The following is a 23,898-nucleotide window of genomic DNA, read 5'->3' on the forward strand; positions in this document are numbered from 1 at the left end:
CGACCAGGCGGCGTCGGTGCTCAAGGCCGCCGAGGGGGCGATCCTGTACGCCTACGTCGTGGTGTCGCTGCTCATCGGCGCCAGGACCGAGGAGTTACAAGCACTCACCTGGGCGCATGTGGACCTGGACGGCCAGCCGGACGCGGATCCCCCGCTCCCACCGTCGATCATGGTGTGGCGCTCGGTACGAGTCGGGGGAGACACCAAGACCGAGAAGTCCCGGCGAACGCTCGCTCTCCCCAGGCTGTGCGTGGACGCGCTGCACGGGCATCGCGAGCGGCAGGCGCTTGCACGGGAGAAGGCAGGCGACCTGTGGCAGGAAAACGATCTCGTCTTCGCGAGCAAGCACGGGACCGAGCTGGACGCGGCCAACGTCCGCCGGGCCTTTCGGGTGATCCTCAAGAGGACCGATCTCAACGAGGACGAGTGGACTCCTCGGGAGATGCGGCACAGCTTCGTCTCGCTGCTGTCGGACTCCGGCATGGCCCTGGAGAACATCTCCCGCCTGGTCGGTCACAAGGGCACCGTGGTGACGGAGAAGGTCTACCGCAAGCAACTCCGGCCGGTGCTGCTCGATGGGGCCGAGGCGATGGACATGATCTTCCCCATTGAAGTCAAGGGAGCGTAGTCACTCGGAAGATCGAAAAAGGCCACTTCCCTGCCGGGAAATGGCCTCTGAGCTGGGTGGGGCTACCAGGACTTGAACCCTGGGACCTCTTCCTTATCAGGACCATCCCGGCCATGGTCAGGGGCTTACGACCTGCTCCCGAATGGTGCTAGGCGGGTGTGGTCGTGAGCCGTTGTGAGGGGCTGTTGCAGTACTCGTTGCAGTACTGCCCCATCTCCCTGATCCATGTCCTATCGGATCTGCGTCATGTATAGCCTGGCGCACTCCCGTAGCCATGAGGAAGGATTGCGACGTGGATCTTCCGCTGATGGAGTTCGACCCCAGCAGCAACGCTCTGATCACCCCGACTCCTCCAGCGTTGACCGAACCACTGCCGGAGCGGGTCGTGATGTGCTTTTTCCCCGAGGTGGTCGCTGGCCTGGTAGACACCCACGGAGGGCGACACATCGGTGAATTCTCCCGCGAGCTCGGGGGCCACGAGATCTATCAATTGATCCACGATGAGATCCCTGTAGCCGTCTTTCACCCAGGCGTTGGTGCACCGTTGGCTGTTCAGCACTTCGAGAAAGCGATCGCTGCCGGCGGCCGATCCTTCGTCGCCTGTGGCGGTGCGGGGGCCATCCAGCCAGGCCTCGCCCTCGGTCATATCGTTGTCCCAGAAGCCGCCGTGCGAGATGAAGGCACCTCCTATCACTACGCTCCACCCGCGCGGGTCATTCGGGCCGACCCGTCAATGGTGGACACGGCCGTGGCTACCCTCGCTGAACGCGGAATCCCGTGCACTACCGGCACGACCTGGACCACGGATGCTCCCTTCAGGGAAACTTCGGCCCGGGTTCACGCCCGGCGAGACGAAGGCTGCGTCACCGTCGAGATGGAGACCGCAGCTTTCCTAGCCGTCGCCCAGTTCCGGGATGTGCGTTTCGTTCAATACCTCTACGCCGGAGACGACCTCAGCGGTGAAGCCTGGGACCACCGCGGATGGACCATGGCCAACGTGCGTGCCGAACTTCTCCAACTCGCCATCGAGACAGCCGCAAAGCTCTAACCGACCACGGACGTTCGCCTAATGAGCAGGAGTTCCAGTCAATCCCGCGACCAGAGCCAGCGAAATGCCGTAGGTGCACGTAGAAGGGAAATGAACCCCTGACCACCAGTTTGGAAGACTGCGGCGCATGATCGCTTGTCCTGCCTCGACGCATCTCAAAGGCGGTATCGGCTTCCCCTCGGCTCCCCGCCGCTTCCCCTCCTTACGGGCACGTGACGGGCACGCCGGGCACAGTCCTCAGCTCCGTTACTCGGTGGACTGGGGCTGAGGCACGAAGCCCTAGACCGTCGATCGTCCCCAGCCACGCACAAAGATCAGCCATCCTCGGGCGATCGCCAGGGCCGCACTGGTCCACTACCGGGTTTTGGGTTCGATGGCACTGCCGGGGTCGATGGCATGATGGGTGACCGGATGGATTTGCAGCAGACCCCCAGGGTTTTCTGCACTACCGAAGGTTCAGTGCAAAATCCCGCCGGATCGCCTCCATGAGAAGACCCTTGAGGTGTGGCTTTACTCTGGGTCTTCATCGCCCCTACGAAGGGCGCAACCGGCGTCGGCGCTAAGGCCGTGGGCGGCGGAGCCCTTTGCCAGAGGCGAACGATTCCGGCAGCTCCCTAAGTGGTCGCTGTCACCGGATAATCTGCCTGCCGACAGCAAGGCGGATAAGGGGTTAGGGGGCGTCGGGTCATGGGCGTTTGGGACGTTAAAAGCGACGAGGAGCGTGATCACTGGAACTTCATCCCGTTGGCCAGCGTGGGACCGCTCCGGTTTGGGATGAGTTGCGACGAGGTGGTCGAGGCGCTGGACCCAGACCGACCAGGCGTCTCCGACGTCTTTCCGAGCCTGCGAGCGTCCTCTGAGATTCCGTTCACTTACATAGGCGTGACAACCTACTACGCGGACGGGCTGCTGTACTGCGTTGCGATCGACGCGCACAACGGCCCACAGGTCACGCTGGCCGACGCGGCGCTGGTCGGACGTGTGCCCTCTGAGGTGGAGCAGTGGGCGTGGGATTACGCGAAAAGGCACGGGCTGGAGATGCGTTACACACACGCGGCAGATCCGGAGTTGGCGGACCTCGGGTTAATTATCCGCGCCCAGCGGGCGGGCGATGTCGTTCTCAGCCGGCCGGTCTTCCTCCAAGAACGGGCAGAGGTCACGTGGGACTACGTACCCGACAGAGAGTGGTCCCGTTTCTGAAACCGCAGCTCAGAGCTGATGGGGAATACGGGCTGTGGCCCGGGGGTGAACAGTCATCAGCCCCTGCTGAAGGCTTAGGGAGAGCATCGTCGCAAAGTCGGAGACAGGTATACCAGCGCCCTTCGCCATACTTTCAACCGCATGCTTGGTTGTCCGTTCCGCTGCCTTCAAAACGGCGAGCTCTACGACGAATCAGCAGTCTTCGGAGTCCGACTCACGGCCGCAGCTTGACGCCTTACGGCCATCGGATGTCTGTGAGGGGCGGCGGTGCGGCCCCGGTGCGGCGGCTGAGAGTCGAGTGCGGCGTGCGGGTAGTGCGGCGGGCGGCCCGTGGTTCCGCCGCCGTCCGAGACCGGCGCCCACGCCGCACGCTCGGGCGGCGTTCGGGCGGCGGGCCGTGCGGCGGCGCGGCGCGCCGCCGCCTTGACTACTGGCTCAACGACGTTGCCCGTCACTCGATCCGCAAGACCACTTACGCCAAGTACGAGACGATCGTCCGTCTCTACCTCAAGCCGGGGCTCGGCCGGAAGAAGCTCGACAGGCTGACCGTCGCGGAAGTCCAGACGTTCCTCAACGGCAAGATCAATGGGGAGGAGCATGCGATCGGGACCGTCCATGTGATGCGGAACGTCCTCAGCGCGGCCCTGACTCAGGCGATGCGGGAAGAGATCATCTCCCGCAATGTCGCACGTCTGGCGACTCTTCCGGCAATCGACTCCCAGCGTAATCAGCCCTGGACAGCCGACGAGGCAAGGGCCTTCCTTCGGGTCGCGCGCTTCGATCCGCTGTATCCGGCCTTCGTGCTTCTGCTGCTGTACGGCCTGCGCCGGGGTGAAGTCCTGGGGCTTCGCTGGGTAGATGTGGACTTCGACGAGGGACACGTCAACATCCGCCGCCAACTCGTCCGTGTCGGTAAGGAGCTGCACCATGGGCCGGTGAAGACCAGGGCAGGAAACCGCTCGCTGCCTCTCCTCGGTGTCGTCCGTGAAGCCTTGGAGATCCAGCGGGGCGGGCGGAAGATCCGCCAGGAGGAAGCGGGCGAGGACTGGGTGGACACCGGGCTTGTGTTCACAACCAAGTCGGGCCGGCCGATCGAGCCGCGCAATCTCGCCCGGTCCTTCGCCCGGATCGTGGAGGCGAACAAGCTGCGGCTGACCCGGGTTCACGACCTGCGGCACACGGCCGCGTCGCTGCTCAAGAAACTAGGTGTCGCGCCGCGTGACGCGATGGAGATTCTCGGGCACAGCCGTATTTCGGTCACGATGGAGATCTACACACATGGGGACGGCGAGAGCCGCCAAGACGCCATCAAGAAAGTCAACGAACTGTTCGAATGAGGCCGTTGCAGTACCCGTTGCAGCAAAACGCCCCGGAGCATGATCGCTTCGGGGCGTTTTCGCTGGTGGGGCTACCAGGACTTGAACCTGGGACCTCTTCCTTATCAGGGAAGCGCTCTAACCGTCTGAGCTATAGCCCCTCATCACACAGACGAACGGTCTCGCATCCGTTTGGTGGAGGCGAACCCGTTCGCTCGAACAGGGAAAAGCTTACCCTGTTTCGGTGCCTGCTCGCGCCATGTCCCCGGCCGCGAACGGGCGGGAACATGGCGGGAACACGCGACGGGCCGGCTACTCGGCCTCGCTGAAGGTGACCTCCACGCCGCCGACCAGGTCGGAGGCGACGTTGTAGATCACCGCACCGAGGGTGGCGAGGGCGGTGATCAGCACGACGTTCACCGCGCCGATCAGGGCGGTGTAGCCGAGGATGCGGACCGGCTCGAACCAGGAGGCGATGTCGACGCCGCTGGTGGCCTTGCCGTCGGCCGTCGTCAGCTGGGTGACCGTCTGGATGATGTTCTCGAAGACCCCGAGGCCGGACAGCACCATGTAGAGCACCGCGACCGCGATGAACAGCACCACGAAGCAGACCAGCGACACGACGAAGCTGAACTTCATCGCCGACCACGGCTCGACCCTGCGCAGCACCAGATGCGCCTTGCGGGGCGACCTGGGGCCGCCGACTTCCGGGGCCTTCTTGCCGGACGCCTCAGGGGCCTGGGGCGACGACAGGCTGCCGGGCGACCACGGGGCGCGGTTGTTCTGCTGTCCGGCCGGGGAACGGCCCTGCTGTCCCCCGGGCGGCGGCGCGGGCGGGGCGACAGGGGAACGACCCTGCTGCCCTCCCTGCGGAGGTGAATTCTGCGGCGGAGGCGGCGTGGGCGACTGCAGCGATGGCGCCGAGGGTGGTGGGGATCCGCTTGGACGGATCCGCACCGTGGTGTCGGCCTGCTTGCCGTCCTCTGTCGTCACTTTTTTCCTGCCCTTGCGATCGTCGGATACCGATTCATCGGTTTCCGGCGCGGGCGCGCTACCGTTAACCGGTGACGAGGCCGCCTCGACGTCCTTCGTTCCAGCGGTCTTGTCCATCTTCTCCGTCGCCTGATCGCGTGTCGACGAGGTGGCGGGGCGCGATCTCGGTTTGCCCTGAGCACTCACGGATTCTCCCCTTCCCCGTTCTCGCCGGTCTCCACCTGCGACTCGGCATCTTCCTCGGTCGCCAGGTTCTCCCCGGCCTCCAGCGCCTCCGCATTACGGGCCAGCGCCACGACGCTGTCCCCCTCCGCCAGATTCATCAGCCGAACCCCCATCGTCTGGCGGCCAGACTGCTTGATCTCCCCGGCACTCGTCCGGATAACCCCTCCGGCGGACGTGATCGCGAAAACCTCGTCCTCGGGTCTGACCATGACCGCGCCAACCAGCTTGCCACGAGCGCTGACGATCTTGGCGGTCAGGACTCCCTTTCCGCCCCTTCCCTGAAGAGGGTACTGATCCACGGGAGTGCGCTTGGCGTATCCACCCTCGGTCGCGATGAGCACGTTGTCGCCGTCGGCGATCCGGTTCATCGCCAGGAGCTCGTCACCGTCGAGGAAACGCATGCCGATCACACCGCTGGTCGCCCTGCCCATCGGACGCATGGCCTCGTCGGAGGCCGTGAAGCGGATGGACTGGGCGCCACGCGAGACGAGGAGGAGGTCGTCGTCCTCCGACACCAGCCTGGCGGCGATCACCTCGTCATCTTCTCGCAAATTGATCGCGATGAGACCACCCGTGCGCGGCGAGTCGTACTCGGAAAGGCGCGTCTTCTTCACCAGGCCGCTGCGGGTGGCCAGCACGAGGTACGGGGCGACCTCGTAGTCGCGCAGGTCGAGGACCTCCATCACGACCTCGTCCGGCTGCATGGCCAGCAGGTTCGCCAGGTGCTGCCCGCGCGCGTCGCGGCCGGAGTCGGGCAGCTCGTACGCCTTGACCCGGTAGACGCGGCCCTTGTTCGTGAAGAACAGCAGCCAGTGGTGCGTCGTGGTGACGAAGAAGTGGTCGACGATGTCGTCCTGGCGCAGCTGCGCGCCCCGCACGCCCTTGCCGCCGCGCTTCTGCGCCCGGTAAAGATCCGTGTTGGTTCGCTTGGCGTAGCCGCCGCGGGTGATCGTGACGACCATGTCCTCCTCGGCGAGGAGGTCCTCGATCGACATGTCGCCCTCGTAGGCGATGATCTCGGTCTTGCGCTCGTCGCCGTAGCGCGCGGTGAGCTCGGAGAGCTCGTCCTGGACGATCGTGCGCTGCCGCTCGGGCGAGGCGAGGATCGTCTGGTACTCGGTGATCTGCGCCATCAGCGAGTCGTGCTCGTCGGTGATCTGCTGGCGCTCCAGGGCGGCCAGCTTGCGCAGCTGCATGTCGAGGATGGCCTGCGCCTGGATCTCGTCGATCTCCAGCAGCGTCATCAGGCCGCCCTGCGCCGCGGACGCCGAGGGCGACTGGCGGATCAGGGCGATGACCTCGTCCATCCGCTCCAGGGCCTTGAGCAGCGCGCGCAGGATGTGCGCCCGCTCCTCGGCCTTGCGCAGCAGGTATCGGGTCCTGCGGACCACGACCTCGATCTGGTGCGCCACGTAGTGGCGGACGAACTGGTCGAGCCTGAGCGTCCTCGGCACGCCGTCGACCAGGGCCAGCATGTTGGCGCCGAAGGTGGTCTGCAGCTGGGTGTGCTTGAAGAGGTTGTTCAGCACGACCTTGGCGACCGCGTCGCGCTTGAGCACGATCACCAGGCGCTGGCCGACGCGCGAGGAGCTCTCGTCGCGGACGTCGGCGATGCCGCTGATCCTGCCGTCCTTGACCGCCTCGGCGATGGTCAGCGCGAGGTTGTCCGGGTTGACCTGGTACGGGAGCTCGGTGACGACCAGGCACTGGCGGCCCTTGGCGTCCTCCTCGACCTCGACGATCGCCCGCATGGTGATCGAGCCGCGCCCGGTGCGGTACGCGTCGTCGATGCCGCGGCGGCCGACGATCAGCGCGCCGGTGGGGAAGTCGGGCCCCTTGATCCGGGAGATCAGCGCCTCGAGGAGCTCCTCGTCGTCGGCGTCGGGGTTCTGCAGGCACCAGGCGATGCCGCCGGCCACCTCCCGCAGGTTGTGCGGCGGGATGTTGGTGGCCATGCCGACCGCGATGCCCGCCGCCCCGTTGACCAGCAGGTTGGGGAAGCGCGAGGGCAGGACGAGGGGCTCCTGGGAGCGCCCGTCGTAGTTGGGGACGAGATCGACGGTGTCCTTGTCGATGTCGCGCAGCATCTCCATCGCGATGGGCGCGAGCTTGCACTCGGTGTAGCGCATCGCCGCCGGCGGGTCGTTGCCCGGCGAGCCGAAGTTGCCCTGCCCGTCGACCAGCGTGTAGCGCAGCGACCAGGGCTGGGCCATCCGCACCACGGTGGCGTAGATCGACGTGTCGCCGTGCGGGTGGTAGGAGCCCATGACGTCGCCGACGACGCGGGAGCACTTGAAGTAGCCGCGGTCGGGCCGGTAGCCGCCGTCGTACATGGCGTACAGCACGCGGCGGTGCACCGGCTTGAGGCCGTCACGGACGTCCGGCAGCGCGCGCGAGACGATGACCGACATCGCGTAGTCCATGTAGCTGCGCTGCATCTCGGACTGGATGTCGACCGGCTCGACGCGGTCGGTCGGAGGGCCGGGCGGAGTGTTGACTTCCGTCACAGGTCAAGATCCTTTTCTGGTACGGCTACCGCTACACGTCGAGGAAACGGACGTCCCTGGCGTTCCTGATGATGAAGGAACGGCGGGCTTCGACGTCCTCACCCATGAGCACGCTGAACAGCTCGTCGGCCTGGGCCGCGTCGTCGAGGGTGACCTGGAGGAGAAGGCGGGTGTCGGGGTTCATGGTCGTGTCCCAGAGCTGGTTGGCGTTCATCTCGCCCAGTCCCTTGAAGCGCTGCACGTTGTCGCGCGGCCGGGGGTCGGGCTTGCCCGCGTCGATGCCGGCCTGGATGACCACGTCACGCTCGCGGTCGGAGTAGGCGTAGGAGGCGTCCTCGCCCTTCCGGTCCCACTTGATCTTGTACAGGGGCGGCTGGGAGAGGTAGACGTGCCCGGCCTCGATCAGGGGACGCATGAAACGGAACAGCAGGGTCAGCAGCAGCGTGGTGATGTGCTGGCCGTCGACGTCGGCGTCCGCCATCAGGATGAGCTTGTGGTAGCGGAGCTTGGCGATGTCGAACTCGTCGTGCACGCCCGTGCCCATGGCGGTGATCAGCGCCTGGACCTCGTTGTTCTGCAGGACCTTGTCGATCCGGGCCTTCTCGACGTTGAGGATCTTGCCTCGGATCGGGAGGATCGCCTGGAACTTGGAGTCGCGGCCGCCCTTGGCGGAGCCGCCCGCCGAGTCACCCTCGACGATGTACAGCTCGCACTTCTCCGGGTCGCTCCACTGGCAGTCGGCCAGCTTGCCCGGTAGCCCCGAGCCCGACTCCAGCAGCGACTTGCGCCGGGTCAGGTCGCGGGCCTGGCGGGCCGCGAGGCGGGCGCGGGAGGCCTGCAGGGACTTCGTGATGATGTCCTTGGCCTCGCCGGGGTTGCGCTCGAACCAGTCGCGCAGGTGGTCGTTGCAGGCCTTCTGGACGAACGACTTGGCCTCGGTGTTGCCCAGCTTGGTCTTGGTCTGGCCCTCGAACTGCGGGTCGGTCAGCTTCACCGAGATGATCGCGGTGAGGCCCTCGCGGATGTCCTCTCCGGCGAGGTTGTCGTCCTTGCCCTCCTTGAGGAACTTCTGCTCGCGCGCGTAGCGGTTGACGATGGACGTCAGCGCCGCGCGGAAGCCCTCCTCGTGGGTGCCGCCCTCGGCCGTGTTGATCGTGTTGGCGAAGGTGTAGACGGACTCGCTGTAGGAGTTGTTCCACTGCATCGCGATCTCGACGGCGATGCCCTCGCCCTGCTCCTCGAAGTCGATCACCGAGAGGTGGGCCGGCTCCTTCTTGGAGTTGAGGTGCTTGACGAAGTCGGACAGGCCGCCCTCGTAGTGGAAGGTGGCCTCCCTGGGCTCGCCCTCGTCGCCCTCGGCGAAGTCGGGGCGCTCGTCCCTGATGGAGATCGTCAGGCCCTTGTTGAGGAAGGCCATCTCCTGGAAGCGGCGCGCGAGGGTCTCGAAGTGCCAGGTCGTGGTCTCGAAGATGGTCTCGTCGGCCCAGAAGGTGATCGAGGTGCCGGTCTCGTCGGTCTTCTCGCCCTTGGCCAGCGGGGCGGTGGGCCTGGACTCGACGTAACTCTGGCGCCAGTGGTGTCCCTCGGTGCGGATCTCCACGTCGAGCTTGCTGGACAGCGCGTTGACGACGGAGACGCCCACGCCGTGCAGGCCGCCGGAGACCGCGTACGACTTGTCGTCGAACTTGCCGCCCGCGTGCAGCACGGTCAGGACGACCTCGACCGCGGGACGGTTCTCGCCGGGGACGTTCCCGACGGGGATGCCACGGCCGTTGTCGACGACCCGCACGCCGTTGTCGGCGAGCAGGGTGACCTCGATCCGGTCGGCGTGTCCCGCCAGCGCCTCGTCGACGGAGTTGTCCACGACCTCGTAGACGAGGTGGTGCAGACCGCGCTCGCCGGTGGAGCCGATGTACATGCCGGGGCGCTTACGGACCGCCTCGAGCCCTTCGAGAACGGTGATTGAGCTAGCGTCGTAGGACAAGTGCGAAATCCTCCTGCCGCGGACACGCGGCAGGGAGACAACATGTAGCCCCGCCGTGCCCGTCACCGTCGTGAATGCCCCGATGCGTTCACCCAGGGGAACCGGCATGCGCGCCGGGGGTGACACGCAAACGGACGTGTCCGGAATTCGATTTCATTCTAGCGGCTCAGAGCACATCATGTGGCATTGACGGCCTCTGGAATGGCCTGTCGCGCGACGATCATCGCCTTGAACATCCCCCTACGGGGACGGGGTCCGCCGCGCCAGAAGGGCCACTGATCCGTTTTCGGGCTTCGGATCAGCCGTACGTGTCGCCCGGGCCGCGACTTCCGGTGACGCGCAGGCCGCCGCTGGAGCGGGGACCGTTCTGCGGCCCACGAACTTTTACCTTTTGCACTGTTCCGTCCCCGAGTTCCTCATTCAATCGCCTGACGAGCGTCCTCGCCAGCAAACGCACCTGGGTGGCCCAGGCGGTGGAGTCGGCGACCACCACGACCTCGCCCTCGGCGAAGGTCTCCGGCTTGGTGTGGGCCGCCATGTCGGCACCGACGATCTCGTGCCAGCGACCGAAAACCCCGCCGATCGCGGCGGGCTGCTCCCAGCCGCGGTCGGACAGCAGGTCGGCGATGGCCCTGCCGAAGAGCTGGGGGTCACCGGAGTCCCTGCGCGCCCCCGACGCCCTGCGCCGCGGCTCGCGGCGGGGGAGCTGCCCCCGTCTGGCGGCGTCCGACTTGGCCTGGGCCAGCTTCTCCCTGGCCAGCGCGGCCCCCTTGGCGGCCGCGCTCCTCGCCGATCCGGCGGCCACTCCGTCCACCCCCGTACCGCCGGTACCGCCCGGCGCGGGTGCCGCCCCGGACGGCCCGCTCGGCGCGGCCTCCCGGCCCTCGCCGCCCCGCTCCTGACCACCTCGCGCGGCGCCGCGCCGTCCCGGCTCCGGGGCCCGCGGTCCTGGCACCGGGCCGCCCGCACCCTCTCCATCGTCATCGGACACGGGCCACGCCCCCCTCGGTCACGTCGAAACGGCTCCCGGCCAGCTCCCCCGGCACGTCGTCGGGGACCGCGGCGGTGATCAGCACCTGCTCCGCGGGGGCGACCATCTCGGCCAGGCGGCGCCTGCGCCTGTTGTCCAGCTCGGCGAAGACGTCGTCCAGGATCAGGACCGGGTCGCCGCCGTCGGCCCTGAGCAGGTCGTAGGCGGCCAGCCTGAGCGCCAGCGCGAACGACCACGACTCGCCGTGGCTGGCGTAGCCGCGCGCCGGCAGCTCGCCCAGACCGAGGAACAGGTCGTCGCGGTGCGGGCCGACGAGGGTGACGCCGCGTTCGAGCTCGGTGGCGCGGACCTCCAGCAGGCAGGCCCGCAGCCGCTCCGCCAGCTCGGCGCGATCGGTCCCGGCGTCCGGGGGCAGGGTGCCGCGGTACTCCAGCCCCGCGGGGGCGGAGTCGGGCGCGAGCGAGGCGTACGAGGCGGCGACCAGCGGGCGCAGCGTCTCGACCAGCTCCAGCCTGGCCGCGAGCAGCTCGGCGCCGTGCGTCGCCAGGTGGGCGTCCCAGACCTCCAGGGTGCTGAGCGGGTCTCCCGCCCCGGCCTCGGCGAACGCGGCGTCGCTCTCGGCCCGCCGCGCGCTCCGGCTCCGTCCGGAGCCCCGCCGGGCCTGCGCGGCGGTGCGCAGCAGGGCGCCGCGCTGCTTGAGCACCCGGTCGTAGTCGGCGCGCACCCCCGCGAACCTGGGCGTCCTGGCCACCAGGAGGTCGTCGAGGAACCGGCGCCGCTCGGAGGGGTCGCCCTTGACCATCGCGAGGTCCTCGGGGGCGAACAGGACCGTGCGCAGCAGGCCGACGACGTCGCGGGGGCGGGAGACGGGCGAGCGGTTCAGCCTGGCCCGGTTGGCCCTGCCCGGGTTGATCTCCAGCTCGATCAGCGCGCGCCGGTCGTCGCGCACCACCGACGAGCGGACGATCGCCCGCGCCGCGCCCTGCCGGACCAGCGGCCCGTCGTTGGCGACCCGGTGGCTGGCCTGCGTCGCCACGTATCCCAGCGCCTCGACCAGGTTGGTCTTTCCCATGCCGTTGGGCCCGACGAAGGCCGTGACCCCCGGCTCCATGCCGAGGTCGACGGTTTCGTAGGACCGGAAGTCGGTCAGGGAGAGATGGGCGACATGCACCCCAGGAAGATTAGTCGGCCCCGCCCGTCACCGGGGCACCCCGCGTCCGTACGGCTCGCGCCCTGTGGAAAAGGTATGGCGCGAGCCGCGAGGGGACGGCGGGTCAGCCGGCCGTCTCGACCGGGGGGGTGACGTCGGCGCCGGGAGAGTCGGCGCCCTTCTCGGCCGCGCCCGCCTTGGAGGTGACCGCGTGGCCGCCGAACTGGTTGCGCAGGGCCGCGACGACCTTCATGGCCGGCGAGTCGTCCTGGCGGGAGGCGAACCTGGCGTACAGGGCGGCGGTGATGACCGGCAGCGGGACCGCGTGCTCGACGGCGGCCTGCACCGCCCAGCGGCCCTCGCCCGAGTCCTGCGCGTAGCCCTCCAGCTCCGCCAGGGACGGGTCCTCGTCGAGCGCGCGGACCATCAGGTCGAGCAGCCAGGAGCGGATGACCGTGCCCTGCCGCCAGCTCTTGAAGGAGCCGGCCACGTCGGTCACGATGTCGGAGGCCTCGAGCAGCTCCCAGCCCTCGGCGAAGGCCTGCATCATGCCGTACTCGATGCCGTTGTGGACCATCTTGGCGAAGTGGCCGGCGCCGACCGTGCCGGCGTGCACGAAACCGTCCTCGCCCTCGGGCTTGAGGGTCTCGAAGATCGGCATCACCCGCTCGACGTCGGCCTTCTCTCCGCCGACCATGAGCGCGTAGCCGTTCTGCAGCCCCCAGACACCGCCGCTCACGCCGCAGTCGACGAAGCCGACACCCTTGGCGGCGAGCTCGGCGCCGTGCTTCCGGTCGTCGACGTAGTGCGAGTTGCCGCCGTCGACGAGGATGTCGCCGGGCGACAGCAGGCCGCCGAGCGCCTCGACCGTGGCCCGGGTCGGGTCGCCGGAGGGCACCATGACCCACACGGTGCGCGGCGCCTGGAGCCGCTCCACCAGCTCCTCGAGGCCGGAGACGTCGCTGACCGCGGGATCGCGGTCGTACCCGATGACGTCGTGGCCGCCGCGGCGCAGGCGCTCAGCCATGTTGCCGCCCATCTTGCCCAGCCCGACCATGCCGATCTGCATACGAGACCCCCTTCAGGGTTTCATCATTCACCTACGCCAGACGTGCCCGCGCAAGCCTTACCAACTCGGCGTTCCCGCCGACGGGGTCACCCACAGGGCTGTGGAGGACGTCCTCCAGGCCGATGCGCGTGGCGAGTCCAGACTGCCCCGCCTCGTCCAGGAGAATCCAGGCGGGGTCCCCTTCACCGTGAAGCAGTCGCGGACCGGGGACGCCCAGCTCGGCGAGGCGGTCCAGAACGGCGCGTGCCCGGGAGACGGCGGTTTCCGCGGGGCCGCCGAGGATCTCGACGAGCACCCGCACACAGTCCAGGCCGGTCGCGGCGAGCGCGTCGGCGTCGTCCACCGACCAGACCCCGGCCTCCACCCCCACCCCGAGCCGTCGCAGATCATGCCACAGGGCGTCGAAGCCGGGTTCGGAGAGGTTCACCGAGGCGAAGTCCGGCAGCTCGCCGGGGGCGAGCGCGGCCCAGCCGCGGACGGCGTCGCGCCGCGCGCCCACATCCCCGCCGGTTATCCACAGCCCGGTGCTCACCCCCACGGGGAGGCCGGGGCAGGCCTCGCGCACGGCGCGTACGGCCGCCCCGATGTGGGCGGCGCTGAGCGACTCGCTGCCCGCCTCGTCGCGCGGATGCAGGTGGACGGCGTCCGCACCCGCCCCACGCGCCTCACGGGCCGCCTCAGCGAGCTCCAGGGGGGTCAGGGGGAGGGCCGGGTGGTCGCCGGGCCTCCTGGCGCCGTTCAGGCACGCCTTGAGCCACGTCGCCTCCTCCCGCCGCCCCGCCGTCCCATCGCGCGTCTCCGCGCCCGCGCCCGCCGCCGTTCCCGGCGCGGGATCACTTCCGGGACCCGTCGGGGGATTCACCGGGTGATCCCCCGCGCCGGGCCGTCGCGGGGCCTCCATCAGCTGGACAGGCGGATGGGCATGATCAGGTAGCGGTAGTCGGGAACACCGCCGTCGTCCGCGGGCTTGCCGCCGGTGAGGATGGCGGGCTTGGTGGACGTGGTCATCTGCAGGCGGGCCACGTCGGAGTCGATCGCGCCGAGCCCCTCCAGCAGGAACTGGTGGTTGAAGGCGATGTTGATGTCGTCGCCCTCGAAGTCGACGGGGAGCACCTCGACCGCCTGCGCCTCGTCGCCGCTGCCCGCCTCCAGGACGACCTCGTCGCCGCGGAAGGCGAGCCGTACGGGCGTGTTGCGCTCGGCGACCAGGGCCACGCGCTTGACGGCCTCGACGAAGGCGGCCGTCGGCAGCTCCGCGCGGGCGGAGAACTCCGTCGGCAGCAGCGAGCGGTACTTGGGGAACTCGGGGTCGAGCAGCCGGGTGGTGGTGCGGCGCCCCGCGCTGGAGAAGCCGATCATGCCCTCGCCGGTGCCGCCCGCGGAGCTCATCGCGATCTCGACCTCGGCGCCGGTCCCGCCCAGGGCCTTGGCCGTGTCGGCGAGAGTCCTGCCCGGGATCATCGCGATCGCCGAGAAGTCGGGCTGGCCCGGCTGCCACTTCAGCTCCCGTACGGCGAGGCGGTAGCGGTCGGTCGCCGCGAGCGTGACCGTGTCGCCCTCGATCTCCACGCGAACGCCGGTGAGCATCGGCAGGGTGTCGTCCTTGCCCGCGGCCACCGCGACCTGGCCGACGGCCGAGGCGAACACGTCGCTGCCCACCCGGCCGGCGGCGGGGGGCATGGTCGGCAGGGAGGGGTAGTCCTCCACAGGCATGGTCAGGAGTGTGAACCGGGCGCTGCCACAGGTGACGACCGCCTTGGCTCCCTCCACCACGAAATCCACAGGCTGCGCGGGGAGCGCCCTGGTGATCTCGGCGAGGAGCCTGCCGGAGACGAGCACCACGCCCGCCTCGCCCGTCTGCAGTTCGAGGGTCACCTCGGCGGAGACCTCGTAGTCGAAGCCCGAGAGCTTGAGCTGCCCGTTCTCCGTGACCTCAAGACGCATGCCGGCCAGCACCGGCACGGAGGGACGCGCCGGCAGGCTGCGCGCCGTCCATGCGACCGCCTCAGCGAGCACGTCTCGGTCGACCCGGAACATCACGTGGATCCGCCTCCTGTGTGTCGAGCGCCATCCGCTCGGTGCCTGGGGTTCAAGTGTTCACTGTCGCGCACCTGCGCTCCCTCGGAACCCCTCTTATGGCTCTTGGGTTTCCTAGTTAGAGATACAAGTGGCCTTCGTATTAGGGGCTGTGGATACTGTGGAAAGCCATTGTTTCCGCAGGTCAAGTGCTGTTTTTTCATCCACCGGGGCTGTGGGTGGAGACTGTGGACAACTCTTGGGGCTGGGGAGAACCTCGGAGTACACACAGGCCGTCCCCAGATTCGGTGCCCTCTGTCCCCAAGTTTTCCACGAGGTTTCCCCAGGTTATCCACGGGGTAGGAGGTCGTTTTGTCCTTGTGGAAAACTCTCCCCACAGGACGTCCCCAGGTTATCCACGAGTTGTCCCCAGGTTGTCCCCAAGTTCTCCCCAGGGTTGTCCACATGCGCCGAACAACGTTCGGACCAGCGGGTTTCCGGATGATCATGGTTCGACGCCCCGGAGCCTCCCCGGCCCCCACGAACCGTTGATCCACAAGGTTTTCCACAGCCTGTGCATCACGGGGTGAAAAACCTCATCATCCATTGCGGGACTGCTGCTTGATCCGGGTCGTCAGCTCGTTGACCTGGTTGTAGATCGAACGGCGCTCGGCCATCAGGGAGCGGATCTTCCGGTCGGCGTGCATGACCGTGGTGTGGTCGCGGCCGCCGAACTGCTGGCCGATCTTCGGCAGCGACATGTCGGTCAGCTCCCGGCACAGGTACATGGCGATCTGGCGGGCGGTCACCAGCACCCGTGAGCGCGACCCGCCGCACAGGTCGTCGATCGACAGCCCGAAGTAGGCGGCGGTGGACGCCATGATCGTGGCGACCGTTATCTCCGATCCCGCGTCCTCGGTGATCAGGTCCTTGAGCACGACCTCGGTGAGCTGCAGGTCCACCGACTGCCGGTTCAGGCTCGCGAACGCGGTCACCCTGATCAGGGCGCCCTCCAGCTCGCGGATGTTGGTCGAGATGCGGCTGGCGATGTACTCCAGCACCTCGGGCGGCGCGGCCAAACCCTCCTGGATCGCCTTCTTGCGCAGGATCGCGATCCGGGTCTCCAGCTCGGGCGGCTGGACGTCGGTGATCAGACCCCACTCGAACCGGTTGCGCAGCCGGTCCTCCAGCGTGACCAGCTGTTTCGGCGCCCGGTCGCTGGAGATGACGATCTGCTTGTTGGAGTTGTGCAGCGTGTTGAAGGTGTGGAAGAACTCCTCCTGCGTCTGCTCCTTGCCCTCCAGGAACTGGATGTCGTCCACCAGCAGGATGTCCACGGCCCGGTAGCGACCCCGGAAGTTGTCGGCCTTGTGGTCGCGGATGGAGTTGATGAAGTCGTTGGTGAACTCCTCCGAGCTCACGTATCTCACCCGCGCGCCGTCGTACAGGCTCTGGGCGTAGTGGCCGATCGCGTGCAGCAGGTGGGTCTTGCCCAGGCCCGAGTCACCGTAGATGAACAGGGGGTTGTACGCCTTGGCCGGGGCCTCGGCCACCGCGACCGCCGCCGCGTGCGCGAACCGGTTGCTGGAGCCGATCACGAAGGTGTCGAAGGTGTACTTCGGGTTCAGCCGGGCCGGCTCCCCCTGCGTCCGGCTCCCGCGGCCGTCCCACCTGTTCTGCACGCCACCGGCGCCGCCCGCGGCGGGCACGGGGGGCGCGCCGCGGTCGAACGAGTCGGGCTCGGACCGCGGCGGTGGCGGCTGCGGGGTGTAGCCGCGGCCGTATCCGGGACTCTGCTCTCCCTGCGCGGGCGTCTGCGAGGGCTCCGCGGACAGGTACGGCTGGGGAGACTCCTCGCCCTGCTGGTACGGGTAGGAGAACGGCTGTGCCTGTGGATAGTCGGTGGACGGCTGCGCGGGCTGGTTGCCCCCCGGATAGGGGTGCTGGAGCCCGGAACCCCCGTGGTGCTGGGGCGGAGCGGGCTGTGCATAACCCTGCCGGTCCCCGCCGGCCTGTGCATAACCCGGCGGCTGGGCCTGGGGATAAGCGTCCTGGCGGGGGGTGAGCCCGGACTCGGGGCCCGCGGCGCTGGGGTCGACCATGACCGCAACCCGCATCGGGCGGCCGAACTCCTGGGAGAGCGCCTGGCTGATGAGCGGACGAAGCTTGTTCTCCAGGACATCTCTGGCGAAATCCGTGGGTGCGGCGAGCACCACGGTGTCGTTCATGAGACCGAAGGGCCGGGTCATGTTGAGCCAGACCCGCTGCTGGGACGGGACGTTCTCGTTCAGGGAGTTCTCAAGAGCCCTCGCCCAGACCGCGCTGAGGTCCGTTCCGTCCATGGTCCGGCTCCCCTCCTCCCGACGCGGCCCCGCTGGCCCACCGCGATCTGTTTATCCACAATGGTGGCCGCCGGGCGCACCGGATCTCGTCGTTGTCCACATGCCGGGAGTCCCGTGGCCCCGTCGTGGGCGCCATACGAAATCCACATCGAATCCACAGGCTGTGCACAGCCCGTTACCTGCGGTCCGACGCGTCCTCGCAGCGGAGAGAGGGTCTGGAAGGGCCGACAGTAGCCCTGTCCACAGCTGTGTACAAGACGTTGTCCACAGCCTAGTGGCGTACGGGAGGGACGGAGCGCACATCCTGTGGACGGCGAGGCGCCGGTGGATAACGTGCCTGTGGAAACGTGGATAACCTGTGTGTGCGTGCTTCAGAACACTCTCCGGTTTGACCTGGGACACGCCTGACCCGTAACGTACGACGGTCGGCTTGCCACGCGGCGGCTATTTCGCATGCCCCGCATCCGGCAAGCCAGCCACTGTCGAGCGTCCCCATGTGCTGGGGATGCGTCTTGAGCCTGGAGCCCACTCGTGAGCAAGCGTACTTTCCAGCCGAACAACCGCCGTCGTGCGAAGACCCACGGCTTCCGGCTCCGCATGCGCACCCGCGCCGGCCGCGCCATCCTTGCCGCTCGCCGTCGCAAGGGCCGCGCCGAGATCTCCGCCTGACGCATCCGTTGCGCCCGGTTCGCCGGGCCTAGGCAGTAGCGCCCGTCGCCCGCCGGCATCGCTGCCGGCGGGCGACGGGCGTACCTGCCCAGGGTCACCAAGATCTCTCGTGCTGCCGTCCGGGTCCCGCATGCGCCGGGGCGACGAGTTCGCCGGCGCGATCAGAAGGGGAAGCCGAGCAGGCCGCCCCACCCTGGTCGCGCACCTTGGCATGCGCTCTGACAGGGATGCTCCCCCCCTGGTCGGATTCGTGGTGAGTCGTGCCGTAGGAGGCGCGGTCATCAGAAATCGGGTTAAACGTCAGTTGAGACACCTCATGCGAGACCGTCTCGACCGGCTTCCGAGAGGTAGCCTGCTGGTGGTACGCGCCAATCCACCGGCCGCGTCCGCGCGAAGCGAGCGCATCGCCGCCGAACTCGACGTCGCGCTGGATCGTTTACTCAGGCGGCTGGAGCCCCCTGGGGCTCGCATGGATGGGCGATGATGACGGCGCAGCAGACCGCTGGAATTTCTCCGGCTGCCAGGATCCTGATGGCTCCGATCCGGTTCTACCGGGCCTTCGTGAGTCCTCTGCTGGGTCCCCGTTGCCGCTTCCACCCCTCGTGCAGTGCCTACGGCCTCGAGGCCGTGGCCGTTCACGGCGCGCTGCGCGGCACATGGTTGACGATCCGGAGAATCGGGCGTTGCCACCCATTCCATCCCGGAGGCTTTGACCCGGTGCCCTCGCGCCCGGGCCGGTCCGACGAAACGCAAGGGAGCTAGCTCGGTGGAGCTGTCCTGGCTGAACTGGCTTTACACAGCCGTCGCCCATGTAATCACCTGGATTCACCAGGGCTACAGCACCTTCATCCCGAAGGACAACGGGCTCAACTGGGCGCTGACCATCATCACGCTCACCGTGCTGATGCGGCTGCTGATCTTCCCGCTCTTCCTCAAGCAGATGCGCTCGTCGAAGAAGATGCAGGAGCTGGCGCCGAAGGTCCAGGAGATCCGTAAGCGCTACAAGAACGACAAGCAGCGCATGAACCAGGAGGTCATGGCGCTGTACCAGGGGCAGGGGGCCAACCCGCTGGGTGGCTGCCTCCCGATCCTGGCGCAGTTCCCGATCTTCATCTCGATGTTCACCGTGCTGCAGGCCATGGCCGCGGGCCAGGCCAAGTTCGGGATGTCGCAGGACCTCGTCAACAGCGCCCGGGCCGCGCACATCTTCGGCGCCCCGATTCCCGCGACGTTCTTCACGAGCTCGGCCGACATCCTCAAGCTGGACGCCGACCCGATCGTCACCAAGGTCGTGCTGGCCATCTTCGTGGCGGTCAGCTCGCTGACGACCTTCCTCACCGTCCGGCAGAGCGTGACCCGCTCGATCGCCCAGATGCCGGACAACCCGATGGCGCAGCAGCAGAAGATCCTGATGTACGTCTCGCCGCTGTTCGCGATCTTCTCGCTGAACTTCCCCCTCGGCCTGATCCTCTACTGGGTCACCACGAACGTCTGGACCCTCGGCCAGCAGCACTGGTTCTACAGCCGTAACCCCTCCCCGGTGGTCGACGCCAAGGGCAACGTCACGACTCCCGAGCCCAAGCCGAGCCTGCTGAGCAAGGTCAAGAAGACCGCCCCCGAGCCTGAGGCGCCGCCCGTGCCGGAGGCCAAGGTGATCCGACAGCAGCCCACCCGCCAGCCCCGCAGCAAGCGGACCGGTAGCAAGAAGTCCTGACGTCTCATCCCGACAGCACGAAGGAGTGGCCGGACGTGACCGAGGCCGAGGCCGAGAAGGAGCCCGCGAAGACGGCTCCCGATCTCGCCGCCCTGGAGCAGGAAGGCGAGATCGCGGCGGACTACGTCGAGGGTCTGCTCGACATCGCCGACATCGACGGTGACATCGACATGGATGTCGAAGGCGATCGCGCCGTGGTGTCGGTCGTCGACATCAAGGGCGGCGACCTGGTCGGCCCCAACGGCGAGGTGCTGGAGGCCATCCAGGAGCTGACCCGCCTCGCGGTCCACCGCCAGACGGGTGAGCGCTCGCGCCTGATGCTCGACATCGGCGGCTACCGCGACCGCCGCCGGAGCGAGCTGAGCGAACTCGGCACCAAAATCGCGGCGGACGTCAAACGGAACGGCGAGCCCAAGTCGCTGCAGCCGATGACCCCGTTCGAGCGGAAGATCGTGCATGACGCCGTCGCGGCGGCGGGCCTGCGGAGCGAGTCCGAGGGCGAGGAACCCCGCCGTTTCGTGGTGGTGCTTCCCGTTTAGCGCCGCTTGGTGATGGCGTGGGCCGGCAGAGGCCGCCGCCCCCGGTTCCCCGGGGACGGCGGCCTTTTTCGTGGACCGCTCTCGTGGCCCGCTTTGTGAGGCCTTTTCGTAGCTCGCTTCGTTGCCGACGCCGTACGGCCGTCGCGTCCCGGAGACCTCTGCCCGCCGTGTCCCGGGATCCTGCTTTGCGGCGCCGGGAAGGCCGTGACTCTCACCACATGATCCGTCCGATACCGTCCGCACGCGTCGCACGGCATCGTGTCCCGCGTGCCGGCTGCGGCGTCGCCACCCCGTGCTGTACGACGGCGCCGAAGCGGGCCGTTAGCCTTGAGATCGGCCTGACCCCGATATCTCCGAGGGAAGAGTGAGCATCGAGTGAGTGACCAGATCCCCGAACCGCCCGAGGTCGCGCGCGAGGTGTTCGCCGGCGACGCCTGGGCCAGAGCGGAGGCCTTCGCGGAGCTGCTGGCCGGTCCCGGGGTGGTGCGCGGGCTGCTCGGCCCGCGGGAGGTGCCGCGCATCTGGGACCGCCACCTGCTCAACTGCGCGGTGATCGCCGAGGCCGTGCCCGCCGATGTGCGCCTGGTCGACATCGGTTCCGGTGCCGGCCTGCCGGGCCTGGTCCTGGCGATCGTACGGCCCGACATCACCGTCACCCTCCTGGAGCCGCTCCTTCGCCGGACGGTCTTCCTGGAGGAGTGCGTGGAGTCGTTGAAACTCGACAACGTCGAGGTACTGCGCGGCCGGGCCGAGGAGTTCGCGGGCAGGCGGGAGTTCGACGTCGCCTCCGCCCGCGCGGTGGCGCCGCTCGATCGCCTGCTGAAATGGGCGCTGCCCCTGCTGCGCGAGGGGGGTGAGCTGCTGGCCATGAAGGGCGAGCGTGCCGCCGAGGAGTTGGCGGACGCCGAGCCGCAATTGCGGGCGAGTGGGGTGCAAACCGCTGAGCTTACATCGGTCGGGCACGGTAAGGTCGAGCCGCCCGCAACTCTCATCCGAGTGGTCGCCGGTCGGGCTCCCGAAGGAGCACGGAAGGCCTCCCGCCGGAAGGATCGTGCCTCGCGAGGCAGGTAAGCGCGAGGTCACCAGGTAAATCGAGCAAAGCGAGTACGAGGCCAGTGAACGACCGTTCGAGTGCGATCGCCAGCGCGAGGAGCGGTCTCGGCTGGCCCGAGGTTCCCGCCGTTTTGCCCCATGGACGCCTTTCCGGTCTGGGCTGGCCGGCAGCGGCACCCGGTGCCGTAGTCAGGCCGGTTGAAAGGAAGACGACCGTGACCCAGACCCCCCTTAATCCCGGCGACTCGCCGCTGGTACGAGAGGCACTCAGCTCAGTGGTTTCACGTGAAACATCGGCCCAGAAGTCCGCCGCCGCCCCCGGAGGTTCCACCGGGGTCCGGGACGGTGACTGGCCCCGCCCTTCCAAGACCCGGATCTTCACCGTCCACCACGTCGGTCAACCTGGCGGCGGCGCTGTCCATGCACGGCCAGCGGGTGCTCGTGGTCGACCTCGACCCCCAGGGAAACGCCTCGACGGCCCTGGCCGTCGAGCACCGCGGTGACGTACCGGACATGTACAAGGTGCTCGTGGAGGACCTGCCGCTCGCGGAGGTCGTGAAGGAGGTCCCGGACATGCCGGGCCTCTACTGCGCTCCCGCCACGATCGACCTGGCCGGTGCCGAGATCGAGCTGGTCTCCATGGTCGCCCGCGAGGCCCGCCTGCAGCGCGCGCTGGCCGCGTACGACGCCGTCGAGTTCGACTACATCCTCATCGACTGCCCTCCCTCGCTCGGCCTGCTGACGGTCAACGCGCTGATGGCCGCGAACGAGCTGCTGATCCCCATCCAGTGCGAGTACTACGCGCTGGAAGGCCTCGGCCAGCTGCTGAGGAACGTGGATCTGGTCCGCGCCCACCTGAACCCCACGCTCGACCTCTCCACCATCCTCATGACGATGTACGACGGGCGCACCCGCCTCGCCTCCCAGGTCGCCGACGAGGTTCGCTCCCACTTCGGCGCGACGGTGTTGAGCACGCTGATCCCCCGAAGCGTGCGTGTCTCCGAGGCTCCGAGCTACGGTCAGTCGGTCATGACGTACGATCCGGGCTCCAGTGGCGCGATGGCCTACATGGACGCCGCCCGCGAGATCGCTTACCGCGGTGCGGCCGTATGAGCACCGCGAGCCCCGTGGCCGCGGCCACGGGTATGTCAGGGAGTGCGACACCTTGAGTCTCGGGAGGGGCAGTGAGTAAGCAGCCGAGAGGGCTGGGCAGGGGACTGGGGGCGCTCATCCCCACGGGGCCGGCCGCCGTCGCGGAGACGCCCGTGTCGATGACCGTGACCATGGTCGCCCCCGAGCCGGTGGTGCCGGAGCAGCCGGGCCCCAAGCCGGTCGTGGGAGCCTACTTCCTCGAGATCCCCGTCGACGACATCGCGCCCAACCCGCGCCAGCCCCGCGATGTCTTCGACGAGGAGGCCCTCCAGGATCTGGCCGCCTCGATCAGCGAGGTCGGCCTGCTCCAGCCGGTCGTGGTACGGGCCACGGGTGAGGGGCGTTACGAGCTGGTCATGGGCGAGCGCCGCTGGCGCGCCTCCAAGCTCGCCGGGCTCTCCGAGATCCCCGCGATCGTGCGGAACACCCAGGAGGACAAGCTCCTGCTCGACGCGCTCATCGAGAACCTCCAGCGCGAGCAGCTCAACGCCCTGGAGGAGGCGGCGGCCTACCAGCAGTTGCTCGACGACTTCGGCGCGACCCACGAGCAGCTCGCCTCACGGATCGGCCGTTCCCGCTCGCACGTGACCAACACGCTGCGCCTGCTGAAGCTGCCACCCGGGGTGCAGCTCAGCGTCGCGGCCGGGACGATCAGCGCGGGCCACGCCCGAGCCCTGCTCCGGCTGGACGATCCCGCGGCCCAGGAGCATCTCGCCCGCCGGATCGTGGCCGAGCTGCTCTCGGTCCGTGCGGTCGAGGAGATCGTCGCCGTGGGCGACGCCAAGGCGGCCCCGGCACCGGCTCCGCGTGCTCCCCGGGCGAAACCCGAAGAGGAGCCCGCCCTCCGGCATCTGGCCGACCGTCTCTCCGACCGCTTCGAGACCCGGGTGAAGGTCGACTTCGGTCGTCGCAAGGGGCGCATCGTGGTGGAGTTCGCGACCATCGACGACCTGGAGCGCATCATCGGCACGATGGCTCCGGGCTCGCTGCAGGCGATGGAAGGATGATCGAATCGGCTCCGGAAGCCCGGGAAGGCGAGTCCGTGGCGCACTCGCCGGGGCGGTGAATCTCTCCCGAGGCCCCTTCCGGGATGGCTGCCTTCCGGGATGACCCCCGGCGGCCGACCTTCCCGGACGGTTCCCCGACGACGAACGGCCTCCCTGTTTCACGTGAAACAGGGAGGCCGTTCGCGTTCTCCCCGGCTCGCGTGTACCGGTCGCTCCCGCGTGCTCGGTCGTTCTCCCCGGCTCCCCCTCTGGTTCAGCTGGTTCGACCGACTCTCCGCCCCCCGCTCCGCCGGTC

Annotated in this window: 21 protein-coding genes and 1 tRNA gene; 12 read left to right on the forward strand and 10 right to left on the reverse strand. The window is 68.3% G+C overall.

Going from position 1 to position 23,898, the window contains the following annotated elements; all coding sequences use genetic code 11:
* The first annotated feature begins 16 nt into the window (after positions 1–16).
* From ACVCAG_RS22345 to ACVCAG_RS22360, 4 genes are all read left to right on the forward strand, one after another.
* On the forward strand, positions 17–628 hold the full coding sequence (locus ACVCAG_RS22345; protein ID WP_440085400.1) for a tyrosine-type recombinase/integrase: 612 nt from the start codon (positions 17–19) through the stop codon (positions 626–628).
* A 292-nt stretch (positions 629–920) separates the two neighbouring features.
* Positions 921–1,676, forward strand: coding sequence for a nucleoside phosphorylase (locus ACVCAG_RS22350; protein ID WP_440085401.1), 756 nt, complete (start codon positions 921–923; stop codon positions 1,674–1,676).
* Positions 1,677–2,363: 687 nt separating this feature from the next.
* On the forward strand, positions 2,364–2,876 hold the full coding sequence (locus ACVCAG_RS22355) for a hypothetical protein (protein ID WP_440085402.1): 513 nt from the start codon (positions 2,364–2,366) through the stop codon (positions 2,874–2,876).
* A 305-nt stretch (positions 2,877–3,181) separates the two neighbouring features.
* The gene (locus tag ACVCAG_RS22360) at positions 3,182–4,213 is read left to right on the forward strand and encodes a tyrosine-type recombinase/integrase (protein ID WP_447190230.1); all 1,032 of its coding nucleotides are present in this window, start codon (positions 3,182–3,184) and stop codon (positions 4,211–4,213) included.
* 63 nt (positions 4,214–4,276) lie between these two features.
* Here the strand turns inward: ACVCAG_RS22360 and ACVCAG_RS22365 are convergent.
* The 10 genes from ACVCAG_RS22365 to dnaA all read right to left on the reverse strand — a co-directional run bounded on the left by ACVCAG_RS22365 (position 4,277) and on the right by dnaA (position 17,469).
* Positions 4,277–4,353 (reverse strand) — tRNA-Ile (locus ACVCAG_RS22365).
* 151 nt (positions 4,354–4,504) lie between these two features.
* Positions 4,505–5,185, reverse strand: a complete 681-nt coding sequence (locus tag ACVCAG_RS22370) for a DUF3566 domain-containing protein (RefSeq protein WP_440085404.1) — start codon at positions 5,183–5,185, stop codon at positions 4,505–4,507.
* A 182-nt stretch (positions 5,186–5,367) separates the two neighbouring features.
* Positions 5,368–7,917 (reverse strand): DNA gyrase subunit A, encoded by a 2,550-nt coding sequence (gene gyrA, locus ACVCAG_RS22375; RefSeq protein ID WP_440085405.1) that lies wholly within the window; start codon positions 7,915–7,917, stop codon positions 5,368–5,370.
* Positions 7,918–7,948: 31 nt separating this feature from the next.
* Positions 7,949–9,880 carry a DNA topoisomerase (ATP-hydrolyzing) subunit B gene (gyrB, locus tag ACVCAG_RS22380; protein WP_447190245.1) on the reverse strand — a complete coding sequence of 644 codons (1,932 nt, stop codon included), beginning with the start codon at positions 9,878–9,880 and terminating at the stop codon, positions 7,949–7,951.
* A gap of 319 nt (positions 9,881–10,199) precedes the next feature.
* Positions 10,200–10,892 (reverse strand): DUF721 domain-containing protein, encoded by a 693-nt coding sequence (locus tag ACVCAG_RS22385; RefSeq protein WP_440085407.1) that lies wholly within the window; start codon positions 10,890–10,892, stop codon positions 10,200–10,202.
* Entirely contained in the window at positions 10,882–12,063 is a 1,182-nt protein-coding gene (gene recF, locus ACVCAG_RS22390) for a DNA replication/repair protein RecF (protein ID WP_440085408.1), read from the reverse strand. Before recF ends, ACVCAG_RS22385 begins: the two co-directional genes overlap by 11 nt.
* 103 nt (positions 12,064–12,166) lie before the next feature.
* On the reverse strand, positions 12,167–13,111 hold the full coding sequence (gene gnd / locus ACVCAG_RS22395) for a phosphogluconate dehydrogenase (NAD(+)-dependent, decarboxylating) (protein WP_440085409.1): 945 nt from the start codon (positions 13,109–13,111) through the stop codon (positions 12,167–12,169).
* Between the two features lie 31 nt (positions 13,112–13,142).
* Positions 13,143–13,973 (reverse strand): 3-keto-5-aminohexanoate cleavage protein, encoded by an 831-nt coding sequence (locus ACVCAG_RS22400; RefSeq protein ID WP_440085410.1) that lies wholly within the window; start codon positions 13,971–13,973, stop codon positions 13,143–13,145.
* Between the two features lie 38 nt (positions 13,974–14,011).
* Positions 14,012–15,151, reverse strand: a complete 1,140-nt coding sequence (gene dnaN, locus ACVCAG_RS22405; RefSeq protein WP_440070683.1) for a DNA polymerase III subunit beta — start codon at positions 15,149–15,151, stop codon at positions 14,012–14,014.
* A 575-nt stretch (positions 15,152–15,726) separates the two neighbouring features.
* Positions 15,727–17,469 (reverse strand): chromosomal replication initiator protein DnaA, encoded by a 1,743-nt coding sequence (dnaA, locus tag ACVCAG_RS22410; RefSeq protein WP_440085411.1) that lies wholly within the window; start codon positions 17,467–17,469, stop codon positions 15,727–15,729.
* Between the two features lie 531 nt (positions 17,470–18,000).
* On the opposite strand from dnaA, the gene rpmH reads away from it, so the two are divergent.
* The 8 genes from rpmH to ACVCAG_RS22450 all read left to right on the forward strand — a co-directional run bounded on the left by rpmH (position 18,001) and on the right by ACVCAG_RS22450 (position 23,603).
* Positions 18,001–18,138 carry a 50S ribosomal protein L34 gene (gene rpmH / locus ACVCAG_RS22415; RefSeq protein WP_329088117.1) on the forward strand — a complete coding sequence of 46 codons (138 nt, stop codon included), beginning with the start codon at positions 18,001–18,003 and terminating at the stop codon, positions 18,136–18,138.
* 109 nt (positions 18,139–18,247) lie between these two features.
* Positions 18,248–18,622 (forward strand): ribonuclease P protein component, encoded by a 375-nt coding sequence (gene rnpA / locus ACVCAG_RS22420; protein ID WP_440085412.1) that lies wholly within the window; start codon positions 18,248–18,250, stop codon positions 18,620–18,622.
* Positions 18,619–18,900 (forward strand): membrane protein insertion efficiency factor YidD, encoded by a 282-nt coding sequence (yidD, locus tag ACVCAG_RS22425; RefSeq protein WP_440085413.1) that lies wholly within the window; start codon positions 18,619–18,621, stop codon positions 18,898–18,900. The genes rnpA and yidD overlap by 4 nt, the downstream gene beginning before the upstream one ends.
* A 4-nt stretch (positions 18,901–18,904) precedes the next feature.
* Positions 18,905–19,852, forward strand: coding sequence for a membrane protein insertase YidC (yidC, locus tag ACVCAG_RS22430; RefSeq protein ID WP_440085414.1), 948 nt, complete (start codon positions 18,905–18,907; stop codon positions 19,850–19,852).
* A 35-nt stretch (positions 19,853–19,887) separates the two neighbouring features.
* Complete coding sequence (locus ACVCAG_RS22435; protein WP_344744242.1) at positions 19,888–20,391, forward strand: Jag family protein; 504 nt, start codon at positions 19,888–19,890, stop codon at positions 20,389–20,391.
* A 375-nt stretch (positions 20,392–20,766) separates the two neighbouring features.
* Entirely contained in the window at positions 20,767–21,462 is a 696-nt protein-coding gene (rsmG, locus tag ACVCAG_RS22440; RefSeq protein ID WP_440085415.1) for a 16S rRNA (guanine(527)-N(7))-methyltransferase RsmG, read from the forward strand.
* A gap of 327 nt (positions 21,463–21,789) precedes the next feature.
* On the forward strand, positions 21,790–22,557 hold the full coding sequence (locus ACVCAG_RS22445) for an AAA family ATPase (RefSeq protein WP_440085416.1): 768 nt from the start codon (positions 21,790–21,792) through the stop codon (positions 22,555–22,557).
* Positions 22,558–22,628: 71 nt separating this feature from the next.
* Positions 22,629–23,603: a ParB/RepB/Spo0J family partition protein gene (locus ACVCAG_RS22450; RefSeq protein ID WP_440085417.1), complete on the forward strand. Its 975-nt coding sequence runs from the start codon at positions 22,629–22,631 to the stop codon at positions 23,601–23,603.
* Positions 23,604–23,898: the final 295 nt, after the last annotated feature.

The organism is Streptosporangium sp. G12, from assembly GCF_052983175.1.